The following is a 14,515-nucleotide window of genomic DNA, read 5'->3' as shown; positions in this document are numbered from 1 at the left end:
AATTATAATTGGCTTTTTAGTTTTAGAACATAGTCAGCAACTAACCAACGTTCGTGGGCACTTAATTGATTGGCATGTGAACCCATTGCATTTAAACCATAAGTCTCTACGTGAAAGATACTTCCTTCAGTAATTTCTCTGTCTTTATAACTAGGTACTCCAAGAAATTTTTCTCTTTCAACCAATTTACCTTTACCATTACCAGATGCACCATGGCAACTAATACAGTAAATATCATAAAGTTCTTTTCCTTTTCCAGAATTTCTTGCGATAGAATCCAAAGGTGATTTTAAATTTGCTTTCGCCAAGTCATAACCAGCCGTTGAGTTTTCATATTCATAAGGCTCAAAACCTCTATTGATCGTTCCTTCCACTGGAAGTTGTCCTTCTTTTCCTCCTTTAAATACTTTAGACTCTCCGTAAGTTTCATAACTTACCGCCTCATACATATTAGGGAAATACTGATAGTTTGGTGCCGAAGTATTGTGGCATGATGAAACTAAAATAGTTATACCAACTAAAAGTGTTATTTTATATATCCTTTTCATAGCTACAATTAATTCTTTTCAATTACTTTAACTTCAACAGCTCCTGTACCTTCGAAGAATGAAACTAATTCAGCTTCATTATCGTTTACAGCAACTTCCATTAAAAAATGGTCATCTGTTGTTCTTACATCTGGATTTTCAGCTTCTTTAAATGGCCATAATCTACTTCTCATATAAAAAGTAATAACCATTAAGTGGGCAGCAAAAAATACAGTCATTTCAAACATAATTGGCACGAATGCAGGCATGTTTTGAATGAAACTAAAACTTGGTTTTCCACCGATATCCTGTGGCCAGTCATGAATCATAATATAACTCATCATGAAGGTAGCAAAAGAAATACCAACACATCCGTATAAGAAAGAACAAATTGCTAATCTTGTAGGTGCTAAACCCATAGCTTTATCCAACCCGTGAACAGGGAATGGAGTAAAAACTTCTTCAATATGATGATGAGCTGCTCTAGTTTTCTTAACTGCATCCATCAAAATATCATCGTCATTATAAATGGCGTATATTACTTTATTACTCATGATGTGAATCTTTATTTGCTCTTTCTCTAATGTAATTATCTCCTGTTCCTTTCAAAATTGTTTTTACCTCTGCCTGAGCAATAACTGGGAATGTTCTAGAGTATAATAAAAACAACACGAAGAAGAAACCAATCGTTCCGATGAAAATTCCAATATCAACAAATGTTGGTGAAAACATTGTCCAAGAAGATGGAAGGTAATCTCTATGTAAAGAAGTAACGATAATTACGAATCTTTCAAACCACATACCGATATTTACCACTATCGAAATAATAAATGAAAACATGATACTTGTTCTTAATTTCTTGAACCACATGAATTGTGGAGAGAAAACGTTACAAGTCATCATTGACCAATATGCCCACCAGTAAGGTCCAGTAGCTCTGTTTAAGAATGCATATTGTTCGTATTCTACTCCTGAATACCAAGCTACAAATAACTCAGTAATATAAGCTACACCTACAATAGATCCCGTAATCATGATTACGATATTCATCAACTCAATATGTTGTACTGTGATATAAGCTTCAAGATTAGAAACTTTTCTCATAATGATCAACAAGGTATTTACCATTGCGAATCCAGAGAAAACCGCTCCAGCAACGAAGTATGGAGGGAAAATTGTAGTATGCCATCCTGGAATTACCGAAGTAGCAAAGTCCATAGATACAATCGTATGCACAGAAAGTACAAGTGGAGTTGCCAAACCTGCTAGTACCAAAGATACTTCTTCGAAACGTTGCCAGTCTTTTGCTCTACCACTCCATCCAAAACTTAGGATAGAATATACTCTTTTTGTAAAAGGCGTTACCGCTCTATCACGTAGCATCGCAAAATCAGGTAACAATCCAGTCCACCAGAAAACCAATGATACCGAAAGGTATGTTGAAATTGCAAATACGTCCCAAAGTAGAGGCGAGTTAAAGTTTACCCATAAAGATCCAAATTGATTTGGAATAGGTAAAACCCAATACGCTAACCATGGACGACCCATGTGAATAATTGGAAATAAACCTGCTTGAACTACTGAGAAAATAGTCATGGCTTCAGCAGAACGGTTAATCGCCATTCTCCAACGCTGACGGAAAAGTAATAATACCGCAGAAATTAACGTTCCTGCGTGACCAATACCAACCCACCAAACAAAGTTCGTGATATCCCAAGCCCAACCAACTGTTTTATTTAATCCCCATGTTCCGATACCGGTAGATATGGTGTAAGTTATACAACCCAACCCCCAAATGAAGGCTGTTAATGCGATTGAAAATACAATCCACCAATGTTTGTTTGCTTTACCTTCAACAGGTGCAGCTACATCTACTGTTACATCGTGATAAGATTTATCACCTATAACTAAAGGTTTTCTAATGGGTGCTTCGTAATGAGACGACATAATCCTTTATATTGTTTCTTAATTAATAATTTTTTGTACTACGTATTTCTAACTTTAACATGGTAAACCACATTAGGTTTTGTTCCAACATGCTCTAATAAATGATAAGATCTTTCATCAGCTGCTAATTTAGCAATTTTACTTTCTTTATCATTAACATCACCAAACATCATAGCTCCAGAAGAACAAGCATTTGAACAAGCGGTTTGGAATTCTCCATCCACTACTGCACGACCTTCATTTTTAGCTTTCAATTTAGTTGCTTGTGTCATTTGAATACACATAGAACATTTTTCCATAACTCCACGAGAACGAACGTTTACGTCTGGATTCAATACCATACGACCTAAATCATCATTCATGTGATAGTCAAACTCACTGTTTTTGTTGTACAAGAACCAGTTAAAACGACGTACTTTATACGGACAGTTGTTCGCACAATAACGAGTACCAACACATCTGTTATACGCCATATGGTTTTGACCTTCACGACCGTGAGAAGTAGCAGCAACTGGACAAACTGTCTCACATGGTGCGTGATTACAGTGTTGACACATTACTGGTTGGAAAGAAACTTGTGGGTTATCACCTGCTTTTTCCATTTCATTAAATGTAGATAATGAACTAGATAAACCTGCAATATTCTCTTTTCTTTCGTTATCACCAGCAAAAGTGCTTTCAGAAGAATAATATCTATCGATACGCAACCAGTGCATATCACGACTTCTTCTTACCTCTGCCTTACCTACAACAGGAACGTTGTTCTCAGCGTGACAAGCAATAACACATGCTCCACATCCAGTACAAGCGTTTAAGTCAATTGACAAGTTAAAGTGATGTCCTGTTGAACGATCAAATGACTCCCATAAATCAACTGTTGTAGCCTCAACCTCTTGGTGATCCAATGATACCTTCGGTTGTTCATTCCAATGCTCTGCATCTTTAGTATTGAAGATCTCTAAAGTAGTTTCTTTAATGATATCCCCTCTACCCATTAATGTTTTCTGTCCTTGAACACAAGCAAACTCGTGCTCTCCATTTGCTTTAGCAATAGAAACAGATTGAACATTATTGAAATTTTTATATAAAGCGTAAGCGTTTAAACCTACAACCATTTCTTCTTTCAATGCTGCTTTACGACCGTAACCAAGAGCTAAACCAACTGTTCCAACCGCTTGACCTGGCTGAACAATTACAGGAACATTCTCCATTTTAGCACCATCTGCAGTAGTAATAGTAGCATAACTTCCGTTCAAACCACCGTTAGCAACGATTTGATTCGTTAAACCTAATTTCTTTGCATCTGCATTAGAAACAGTAACGTAGTTATCCCAAGAAACTCTAGTAATTGGATCAGGTAACTCTTGCAACCAAGGATTGTTTGCTTGTTGTCCATCCCCTAAACCAGTCTTAGTATACAATACTAATTCAAATTCCCCAGCTGTTTTCGCTTTTGCCACTTGAGCAGCTGCAGTGTTGTAATCAACAGATCCTGCAGACAAAGCAGTAGAACCTGATACAAAAACACCATCATGTAAAACTTTATTCCAAGAAGATCCTACAGCAATACCAGCTGAAGCAGCTTTGATATAATCGTAATATGTTCCTGCAATACCGTTTAATGATAATAAAACGTCTTGAAATTGTTTTGTATTGAAGATAGGACGAATAGTTGGTTGAGTCAAACTATACGTTCCTTTTGTAATCATAACATCTCCCCAAGCCTCTAAGTAATGAGGAACTGGAGCAGCAATTGTAGTAATAGCAGCAGTTTCATCTTCTTTCAAAGAGAAAGCAACTGATTTTTTTACTTTTTTCAATCCAGCAACAAAAGCAGCTGAATCCGCTAAGGTATACACTGGATTAACACCACTCATGATTAAGGTATGAACGCTACCTGCATTCATGTCTTTAATCAACTGAGCTACAATAGCATCAGAACCTTTTCTCATTTGTCTTGTACCTACTGTACTAAAAGCTTCACTAGCTAATGCTTGATTAATAGCCAAAACTAATAATTGAGCATTTTTGTCTTCGATTCCAGACACTAAAACTCCTTGTGCACCAACCATTTTAAGTTGTTGCGCAGCTTTAGTAACTTCTGCTTTAAACTTACTATCTAAAGTAACCCCAACAGAAGATCCTGTAACGATATTATATATTTGAACTAAAGCTTGCTTTTGATCCGCTACCGTCATTGCGATACGCTTATCTGCAGCAGCTCCAGACAATGTCATGTTTGATTCGAATTGGAAATGACGAGACATTTTTTTAGCTCCAGTAGCTCCTGCTGGAATTCTACCTTTTGCATATCCTGCATCATATCCTCCACCTTGCCAGTCTCCTAATAAATCAGCTCCAACAGAAACAATTACAGCGGCTTTTGAAAAATCATAATCCACTAAAGCTCTTTCTCCGTAAACTGTTTCAAATGCATCAAGTGCACTTGAAGACGAAACCGCATCATAAACAACATGTTTCGCATTTGGATTCTTAGCGATAAATTCACTAATTAATCTTTCTGTAGAAGGACTCGCTAGAGTATTTGTCAACAACACTACCTGTCCACCTTTTGCTTTCGCGTCAGCTAGACTAGATTTGATTTCTAAATCAACCGCAGACCAGCTGCTAGTTTTTCCATTCGACTTAGGCTCTTTCAAACGCATACTATCATATAATGATAAGATTGACGCGTGAATTCTAGCATTCGCCGAAAATTTAGCTCCAGAAATAGTATTGTTATCAATTTTAATTGGACGACCCTCACGAGTTTTCACCAATAGATTAGCAAAATCAAAACCATCAAAAACAGTAGTTGCATAATAATCAGCAACACCAGGAATGATTTGTTCTGGTTGTAACACATAAGGGATAGACTTGTGAACAGGACCTTCGCAAGCAGCAAGAGTAACCGCTGCAGTACTAAATCCTACGTACTTTAAAAAGTCACGACGTGAAGTTCCAGATGTCGCTAAAGCATCTGCATTTCCTAAAAATTCATCAGTAGGAATTTCTTCAACAAATTCGTTATTTCTAAGCGCCTCAACAATAGAACTGTTTTCTAGTTCTTCAACACTTTTCCAGTATTTTTTGTTTGATGACATTGTATATAAATATTAAAATCTTAATAATTCGATTAATAGTGGCATTTACCGCATTCTAAACCTCCCATTTGCGCTGCAGTCAATTTCTCTACACCGTATTTTTTAGAAAGTTCAGCATGAATTTTATCATAATATGCATTTCCTTCCATCTTAACATCAGTTTTTCTATGGCAATCAATACACCATCCCATTGTTAATTTAGAATATTGCTTCATGATTTCAAATTCTTGCACTGGACCGTGACAAGTTTGACATTCAACACCAGCAACATTTACGTGCTGAGAGTGGTTGAAGTATACAAAATCAGGTAAATTATGAATACGAACCCATTTCACAGGTTTGGTTTTTCCAGTATAAGCTTGTGTCGCTTTATCCCAACCAACAGCGTCGTATAATTTTTGAATTTCACCATCGTAAAACGCTTTGCTGTACTCAGGAGTAGCAGTAGTTTCAGCAACTTCAGAAATATTCTTATGACAGTTCATACAAACATTCAAAGATGGAATACCAGCTGTTTTACTTACACGAGCAGCAGAGTGACAATATTTACAATTGATTTCATTATCACCAGCGTGAATCTTGTGAGAATAGTGAATTGGCTGAATTGGCGCATAATTTTGATCAACACCTACCTGCATCAAATATCCGTATACAAAGAACCCACTAGCCAAAAGCAAGAAGATAGATGTAACCAATACTAAAAATTGATTTCTCGCAAAAGCTTTCCAAATTGGAGTTCTAGCTTCTTTCGGAGCAACCGTTATTCCGTTAGCATTTGCTACTTTAGTCAACACTTTGTTCACCATAAATAACATCACTACCAAAATAGCCATTACAAGAGCAAGAGCACCTAATATAATATTATTAGAAATTCCAGTTCCTTCTTTAACGTCACCTGTTGGTAAAGCTCCAGCAACAGCAGGAACCTCTTTTTTAACTTCAGAAGTATATGCAATAATATTATCGATATCTGCTACTGCTAATTGTGGAAAAGAAGTCATTACAGACTTATTATTTTCTTCAAAAAGCTTAACTGCAGCAGCATCACCTGATTTGATCATTTCAGAGCTATTATGAATCCACTTGTAAAGCCAAGCTTTTTCATGTTTTTCCGCCACGCCTCTAAGAGCAGGCCCGGTCGATTTAGCATCTAGTTTGTGACACGCAGCACAATTTGCATTAAATAGTTCTTTCCCTTTTACTGGATCACCACCTGCAGCAGCAGCCGGAGCAGCAGCTTCAGGCGCTGCAGAAGCAGCAGCATCTTGAGCAAATGAAGTTAGGGAGAAAATCAACGTTAGCGATAAGCTAAGTAATAATTTTCTTGAGATCGAATTATGGTTACCCACCTTTTTCATATAGTATAAAATTATCTACTAATTTTTGGTATGATTTTTTCTGTATAACATCAGTAAAAACCGAATACCTTCTTTTAAAACTTGCACAAAAATACGACTTATGTACTATTCTCAAAACCTTAAAATACTCTTAAATATCAATTTATATCAATTCTAAATAATATTAAAATTTTTGATACAAACTTTAAATACTATTTTTGCATAAAAACCATCACATTATGAGAATTTTAACCCCATCGAAACGAGTTTTCTTAACACTAACAATGATCTCTTTAGCTTATAATATTAATGCTCAAGACCAAAATTTAACACTAAATCAAGACCCTAAATTCGACCAATTACTGAACGAAAAACGTAAAATCAACTCATCACTAACAACAAACGACACTTATCGAATTCAAATCTTTAGTGGAAAAAGTGAAGAAGCCAAGAAAATTTTAGCCGATTTTAAAAGAGAATTCAGCACTGTTGACGGTACAATAATTTTCAACACCCCTAACTACAAAGTAATGGTAGGGAATTTCAAAACCAGAATAGAAGCGGAACGAAACCTAGCTGAAATCAAGAAAAAATACAAAAGTGTTTTCTTAATAAAACCAGGTAGATAAGCCCTGCCTAAATGGATAGCATAAAAAAAGCAACTCTCTTTGAGTTGCTTTTTTTATGCACATCACCCTCGCTCACCCTACTTATACACCCCATCTCCTATATCTTAAAACAATAGCAAAATCCTAATCTACCACTCCCCCACATCCTCTCGTAAAAAAAAACAACAGTACCCTCTTGCTTCATCTCCATAAAATCAACATTAACCTTCCTTCCCTAAAAGAACTACCTCACAAACAAACCCAACAAGAAGGTCAAATCAATGCCAAAATCAATCTCCATACCAAACAACAACCTTCTACTCTTACCCTCTACAAACACCTCTAAACACCTCAAAACACCTACCTCTTATCCATCTCAAAACTCAAAATTTTTCTTCCCTCACAATTGAAAAACCACAAAACAACTACTTTGTCTTAACTTGTGAACTACCTACACACACCAAGTCCTAGTTACCTTAACACGCCCTCCACTTCTTCTGGATAACTCAAAGAACAAGTTCTACAAATTCACTCTTACACCCTCTTTACAGCATGCCCCCAACTCAAACCACTGCCTCAGCAAAACCAAACCGATAAAAACCTGCACTTAGAACAAGTACCAGATCTTTGACTCACCATTTGCTCAACTCCAAAATAATCTAAGCCGTCACAACTCTCCGAGATTCTAGATCCAATTTACAACTTACCTGGGTCAGCACTACCTTACCCGTCGCATTGCATCTCGATCCTACTTTACACCCCCTATCACCCTCCATAAAAACAACGTGTCCATCTCCTTTTTCATTCCTCCAGTCCTGTTTTTTTTTAAACTATACCACTCCAAAACCCAAGACATCAAAAACAAGCCACTATTCTCAGCAAGATCCGACACCCTTTTTCCAAGTCCACCAATCTACCACTGCTTCCTTCCACTTCTCAAAAACTTACCTAACCCCCCAAACCCTTTTATCTCCTATCCCATAAAACTCCAGTGCTTCTACCAACAATACACAGTAAACCCATCACGTTCCATCCATAATCCAAAACGAACCAAAACCGACCTAGTCCAAAATACATCCTTAGACTCCTGAATTCCGATAAAAACAATTAGGCTTTAAAGTTTAGCAAAAAAAACTCCCCTCAAAAACTACTTTAATCCACACCAAGCTTTCTATATTTTTTATACAAAAACCAACAAAAATACCCTCCACTTAAACTTCAGTAAAGCAGGCCGAAACCAAACCGGCCATAAAAAGCAACTTCATTTCCTTAAAATAAGAGCAAAAAAAAATCCCGATTGCTCGGGATTTTCTTTATATATAAAATAGTTCAATTCTATTTCAATTTTTTCTTGATCGCTACTTCATGGTATGCTTCAATAACATCTCTTTCTTCAATGTCATTGTATCCTTTAATTTGAATACCACAATCGTAACCTTTAGAAACTTCTCTAACATCGTCTTTGAAACGTTTCAAGGCCACAAGCTCACCTGTATGCACTACTACTCCATCTCTAATAACTCTAATTTTAGAAGTTCTCATGATCTTACCATCCATAACCATACATCCTGCAATAGAACCTACTTTAGAAATTTTGAAAATCTCACGGATTTCAGCAGTTCCTAAAATTTCTTCTTTCATCTCAGGAGCTAACATTCCTTCCATTGCATCTTTCAAGTCATCGATAGCTGCATAGATAATAGAATAGTAACGGATATCGATTTCTTCTTTATCAGCAAGTTGTCTCGCATTTCCAGCAGGACGAACATTAAATCCAATAATGATCGCGTCAGAAGCAGAAGCCAACATAACGTCAGTTTCAGTAATTGCTCCAACACCTTTATGTATAATATTAATCTGAATTTCTTCTGTAGAAAGTTTAGAGAACGAATCTGATAATGCTTCAACAGATCCATCAACGTCTCCTTTAAGAATTACGTTCAATTCTTTAAACTGACCAAGAGCAATACGACGACCAATCTCATCAAGGGTAATATGTCTTTGTGTACGTACAGATTGCTCACGCATTAATTGAGAACGTTTAGAGGCAATTTGTTTTGCTTCTTTTTCATCTTCAAATACATTGAACTTATCACCTGCCGTTGCAGCACCGTCTAAACCTAAAACTGATACTGGAGTTGAAGGACCTGCTTCTAAAACAATATGTCCTCTTTCATCATGCATCGCTTTGATTTTTCCGTGGTGTTTACCAGCCAACATATAATCTCCAACTTTTAAAGTTCCGTGTTGAACTAAAATTGTTGACACATATCCTTTTCCTTTATCCAAGAATGCCTCAACCACAGTTCCTTGAGCTGCTTTGTTTGGATTAGATTTTAAATCTAAAATTTCCGCTTCTAATAAAACTTTTTCTAATAATTCTTTTACACCTGTTCCAACTTTAGCAGAAATATCATGTGATTGAATTTTTCCACCCCAATCTTCAACAAGTAAATTCATACTAGCCAAACGCTCCTTGATTTTCTCAACATTAGCATTTGGTTTATCAATTTTATTGATTGCAAATATAATTGGCACTCCCGCAGCTTGTGCGTGAGAAATTGCTTCTTTTGTTTGTGGCATGATATCATCATCCGCAGCTACTACAATAATAGCGATATCCGTAACTTGAGCTCCACGTGCACGCATGGCAGTAAACGCCTCGTGACCTGGTGTATCTAAGAATGCGATTTTTTGACCATTATCTAAAGTTACTCCGTAAGCTCCAATATGCTGTGTAATACCTCCAGACTCACCAGCGATAACATTCTCTTTACGGATATAATCCAGTAAAGATGTTTTACCGTGATCGACGTGACCCATTACCGTAACAATCGGTGCTCTTACCACTAAATCTTCTTCTCTATCGGCAACTACTTCAATTGCTTCTTCGATATCTACTGTAATAAACTCAACTTCATAACCAAACTCATCGGCTACAATAGTTAACGTTTCAGCATCTAAACGTTGGTTCATGGTTACCATGATACCCAAAGACATACACGTTCCAATTACCTTAGTAATCGGCACATCCATCATGATGGCAATTTCACCAACTGTAACGAATTCCGTAACCTTAATGGTTTTACTTCCTTCATCAATTGCTCTTTGCTCTTCATCCGATTTCTGACGGTGCGTATCTCTTTTATCTCTTCTGTATTTTGCAGCTTTAGATTTACCACCTTTACCTTGAAGCTTCTCAAGAGTCTCTCTAATTTGGTTTTTTACTTCCTCTTCAGTAGGCTCAACTTTAGCTACAATGGCTGGACGGTTTCCTTTTACAAATCCTGGTCTTGCACTTCTGTTCGCATTAAATCCACCACCACCTGTGTTAGGCGTGATTTTATTAGGATTTGGCGTCCCTGGAGCATGAGTTGCAGGTTTTGGCGCACCTGGAGCACCTGGCTTAGGAGCTATTCTTTTACGCTTATTTTTGTTAGCGTTGTTTGCAGCTCCTGGAGCACCTGGCTTATTAGGTGTTATCTTTGGATCTTCTTTCTTTTTCTTAGGTTTATTAAATTGAGATAAATCAATTGTTTGACCTGTAAGAGTAGTTCCAGATAATTTTTGATATTGTGTAGTGATCGTCTCCTCAGCAGTAGCAGGGTCAGTTGAAACAACTGGCTCTTGCGAAACTTTTGGAGCTTCCACTTTTACTTCTTTTTTCTCTGTAATAATAGGCTTTTCTACCTTTTTCTCTTCAGAAACTACAGGAACCACTACTGGCTCAGGCTGTACAATTTCTTTTTGAGCAGGCTTTTCTGGTTGAGATGGAGCAACAACTACTTTAGGCTCTTCAGCTTTAACTGGTTCCTCAGCAGGAGTAGAAACAACTGCAGGTTTCTTAGTTGGATTCAAATCAATTTTACCTACTTGCACAGGTGCTGTTACTACAGCTTTCGCTTTAATAATTTCCTGCTGCTTTTGGCGCTCTTCGTCTTGTCTGCGTTTGTCTTCGATTTCTTTCTCACGTTCAACACGTAATGCTTCTTTCTCTTTTCTTTTCTCTTCTCCTACCTCCTTAGAAGCTTCCTTATTCCCCTTGTCGCCCGCAAATTGGCTTTGTAGGATATTAAATTCGCTGTCAGAAATTTTCGCATTTGGGTTTGCATCAATAGCAATTCCCTTATCTTTTAGATAATCAACAGCTCTTTCTAACGAAATATTTAATTCCCTTAAAACCTTGTTTATTCTTATTACTCTCTCTTCAGACATATAACCTTTTTATTATTACCTTTTTCGTTGTGTTGTTAGAGCAGATAACTAGCTATCAAACTCTTCTTTTAGTATTTTCATAACATCAAGAATCGTTTCCTCTTCTAAATCAGTTCTTCTTACTAAATCTTCTACCTCTTGCTTTAAGATACTTCTAGCCGTATCTAAACCAATCTTTGCAAACTCTTCGATAACCCAGCCTTCAATTTCATCTGAAAACTCTGTTAATTCAACGTCATCATCTTCGCCACTAGCAACATCACCTTCTCTGATAACATCTAATTCGTATCCTGTTAACTGACCTGCTAATTTTATATTATGACCTCCTCTACCAATTGCTTTTGAAACTTCTTCCAATTTCAAGAAAACTTCAGCTCTTTTGTTTTCTTCATCAATTTTGATAGAAGAAACTTTTGCAGGGCTTAATGCTCTTGTAATAAACAATTGAATGTTACTTGTATAATTGATTACATCGATATTTTCGTTTCCTAACTCACGAACAATTCCGTGAATACGAGATCCTTTCATACCCACACAAGCTCCAACTGGATCAATTCGATCATCGTATGAATCAACAGCTACTTTCGCTTTTTCACCAGGAATACGCACTACATTTTTAACCGTAATTAAACCGTCGAATACTTCAGGAATTTCTTGTTCAAATAATTTCTCTAAGAACTTCTCAGAAGTTCTAGACATGATAATTTGAGGTTTATTTCCTTTTAATTCAACGCTTTCTATAATTCCACGAACGTTATCTCCTTTACGGAAAAAGTCAGATGGAATTTGTTTTTCTTTCGGAAGTACAATTTCGTTTCCTTCGTCATCTACTAAGATCACTACTCTAGGACGAACGTGGTGCACTTCAGCAGTATAAATATCACCGATAATATCTTTAAATTGCTTGTAAAGATTGGTATTATCGTGCTCGTGAATTTTAGATATTAAGTTTTGACGTAAAGCCAAAATAGCTCTTCTTCCTAAATCAATCAATTTAACTTCCTCAGAAACTTCTTCACCAATTTCAAAATCCGCTTCGATCATTCTAGCTTCGGTCAAGGTAATTTCTTCGTTTTCGAAATCTAGATCTTCATCAGCAACAATAACTCTTCTTCTCCAAATCTCCATATCTCCTTTATCAGGATTTATAATGATGTCGAAGTTATCATCAGAGCCGTATTTTTTCTTCAATGCATTTCTAAACACGTCCTCTAAAATTGCCATAAGCGTTACACGATCAATAAGTTTATTATCTTTAAACTCTGAGAATGAATCGATTAATGCTAAATTTTCCATGCGAATTCTTTAATTAAAATGTTACTGTAACAATTGCCTCTTTAATTTCTGTATAAGGTATTTGTTGCTCTTTTTGAACTGTTTCTTTTCCTTTTCCTACTTTTTTCGGTTCTCTGGCTTTCCAAGACAAAATTATAAAAACATCGTTAGCTTCCACCAATTCTGCTTCAATTTTTTCATTATTAGTCGTCACAATCAACGTTCTACCAACGTTTTTTATGTATTGTCTTGTCAATTTCAAAGGCGATCCTACTCCAACAGATGCTACTTCAAGCGAAAAATCCTGCTCTTCACGATCCAGATTATTCTCGACTGCACGACTAACGTCAATACAATCCTGAAGTGCCACACCACTATCTCCATCTAAACCTACGCTAATTTTGAAAGAGTCCGATATAGCCAAATCAATCAAAAAGATTGACGGCTTATCAATTAGAGCCTCTGCAATTAATGTGTTTACTTTTTCTTTAAATGTCATAATTTTATAAAAAGAGGGGACACTTAGTCCCCTCATTATTTAGATTTTAATAAATAACGGTGCAAATATAGTGTTTTTTTTATAAACCAAAATAAATAGATTGCTCTAAAAATATTTCTTATCTTTATAATAGCCTTAAAATAACGGATTATTCATATTATTTAAACTTAAATTATGAAAAGAATTCTCGTTCCAACCGACTTCTCTCAGCACGCTGAAGCCGCCTTGAAAGTCGCCGCACAGATTGCCCGCAAAAATAATTCAGAAATTATCATCCTCCATATCCTCGAATTGCCGAGCCAAATGAACGATGCCATATTGGGTGGCGTAAGCATTCCTGAAACCATGCTTTTCATAAAAAAAGCCAACCAAATGTTGGATGAAATCGCAGAAAGAGACTATTTAAAAGGAATTCCCGTTACCGAAATCGCCAAAATAGACCATACTGTTCAGGGCATTTCAGAAGTAAGCAAAGAGAACAACATCGATTTAATAATCATGGGCTCACATGGCTCTTCCGGAATGCAAGAATTACTCATTGGATCCAATACCGAAAAAGTAGTTCGCAATTCAGAAATCCCCGTTTTAGTCATCAAAAAAAACATCATTGACTTCAACACTTCTAGTATTGCTTTCGCCTCAGATTTCTCTGAAGAAACCAAAAAACCCTTTCAAAAACTTATACAATTTGCTCAATTATTTGACTCGAAACTGCATTTAGTAATGATTTGCACCCTCAACAGTTTCAAAACAACCTATGCAGCCGAAAAAACAATGAAGAATTTCATCTCTGAATTCAACCTCACCAATTACACTACACAAATTTATAACGATACCAATATTGAAAAAGGAATCATTAACTTCTCCAATAGCGTCAATGCCGACATTATCGCACTGTGCACACACGGAAGAACTGGTTTTGCGCATTTCTTCAACGGAAGCATTAGCGAAGACCTAGCCAACCACACCGTTAGACCTTTGATGACTTTCAAAATCTAAGCAA

At 36.5% G+C, this 14,515-nt stretch carries 10 protein-coding genes; 2 read left to right on the top strand and 8 right to left on the bottom strand.

The window, feature by feature from the left end; all coding sequences use genetic code 11:
• Window positions 1–2 precede the first annotated feature (2 nt).
• From AC51AA_RS15580 to AC51AA_RS15560, 5 genes are read right to left on the bottom strand one after another with little or no spacing between them, the layout of a single operon-like run.
• Window positions 3–548, bottom strand: a complete 546-nt coding sequence (locus AC51AA_RS15580; protein WP_500703139.1) for a c-type cytochrome — start codon at window positions 546–548, stop codon at window positions 3–5.
• Window positions 549–556: 8 nt separating this feature from the next.
• Window positions 557–1,081, bottom strand: coding sequence for a DUF3341 domain-containing protein (locus tag AC51AA_RS15575; protein ID WP_500703138.1), 525 nt, complete (start codon window positions 1,079–1,081; stop codon window positions 557–559).
• Window positions 1,074–2,474: an NrfD/PsrC family molybdoenzyme membrane anchor subunit gene (gene nrfD / locus AC51AA_RS15570; protein WP_500703137.1), complete on the bottom strand. Its 1,401-nt coding sequence runs from the start codon at window positions 2,472–2,474 to the stop codon at window positions 1,074–1,076. The genes AC51AA_RS15575 and nrfD overlap by 8 nt, the downstream gene beginning before the upstream one ends.
• Window positions 2,475–2,512: 38 nt before the next feature.
• Window positions 2,513–5,578 carry a TAT-variant-translocated molybdopterin oxidoreductase gene (locus tag AC51AA_RS15565; RefSeq protein WP_500703136.1) on the bottom strand — a complete coding sequence of 1,022 codons (3,066 nt, stop codon included), beginning with the start codon at window positions 5,576–5,578 and terminating at the stop codon, window positions 2,513–2,515.
• Between the two features lie 32 nt (window positions 5,579–5,610).
• On the bottom strand, window positions 5,611–6,936 hold the full coding sequence (locus AC51AA_RS15560; protein WP_500703135.1) for a c-type cytochrome: 1,326 nt from the start codon (window positions 6,934–6,936) through the stop codon (window positions 5,611–5,613).
• Window positions 6,937–7,154: 218 nt separating this feature from the next.
• On the opposite strand from AC51AA_RS15560, the gene AC51AA_RS15555 reads away from it, so the two are divergent.
• Entirely contained in the window at window positions 7,155–7,544 is a 390-nt protein-coding gene (locus tag AC51AA_RS15555) for an SPOR domain-containing protein (protein WP_500703134.1), read from the top strand.
• A 1,314-nt stretch (window positions 7,545–8,858) separates the two neighbouring features.
• Here AC51AA_RS15555 and infB read toward each other — a convergent pair.
• From infB to rimP, 3 genes are read right to left on the bottom strand one after another with little or no spacing between them, the layout of a single operon-like run.
• Window positions 8,859–11,738 carry a translation initiation factor IF-2 gene (infB, locus tag AC51AA_RS15550; protein WP_500703133.1) on the bottom strand — a complete coding sequence of 960 codons (2,880 nt, stop codon included), beginning with the start codon at window positions 11,736–11,738 and terminating at the stop codon, window positions 8,859–8,861.
• Between the two features lie 48 nt (window positions 11,739–11,786).
• Complete coding sequence (nusA, locus tag AC51AA_RS15545) at window positions 11,787–13,034, bottom strand: transcription termination factor NusA (RefSeq protein ID WP_041516381.1); 1,248 nt, start codon at window positions 13,032–13,034, stop codon at window positions 11,787–11,789.
• Between the two features lie 13 nt (window positions 13,035–13,047).
• Window positions 13,048–13,512: a ribosome assembly cofactor RimP gene (rimP, locus tag AC51AA_RS15540; RefSeq protein ID WP_500703132.1), complete on the bottom strand. Its 465-nt coding sequence runs from the start codon at window positions 13,510–13,512 to the stop codon at window positions 13,048–13,050.
• Between the two features lie 174 nt (window positions 13,513–13,686).
• Here rimP and AC51AA_RS15535 point away from each other — a divergent pair, with 174 nt between their 5' ends.
• Window positions 13,687–14,511 (top strand): universal stress protein, encoded by an 825-nt coding sequence (locus tag AC51AA_RS15535; RefSeq protein ID WP_500703131.1) that lies wholly within the window; start codon window positions 13,687–13,689, stop codon window positions 14,509–14,511.
• Window positions 14,512–14,515 lie beyond the last annotated feature (4 nt).

The organism is Flavobacterium sp. OHVDL-2026-0007, from assembly GCF_059882335.1.
Note: the sequence above shows the minus strand (reverse complement) of the source record. Positions and strands in the feature narration are given on the sequence as shown.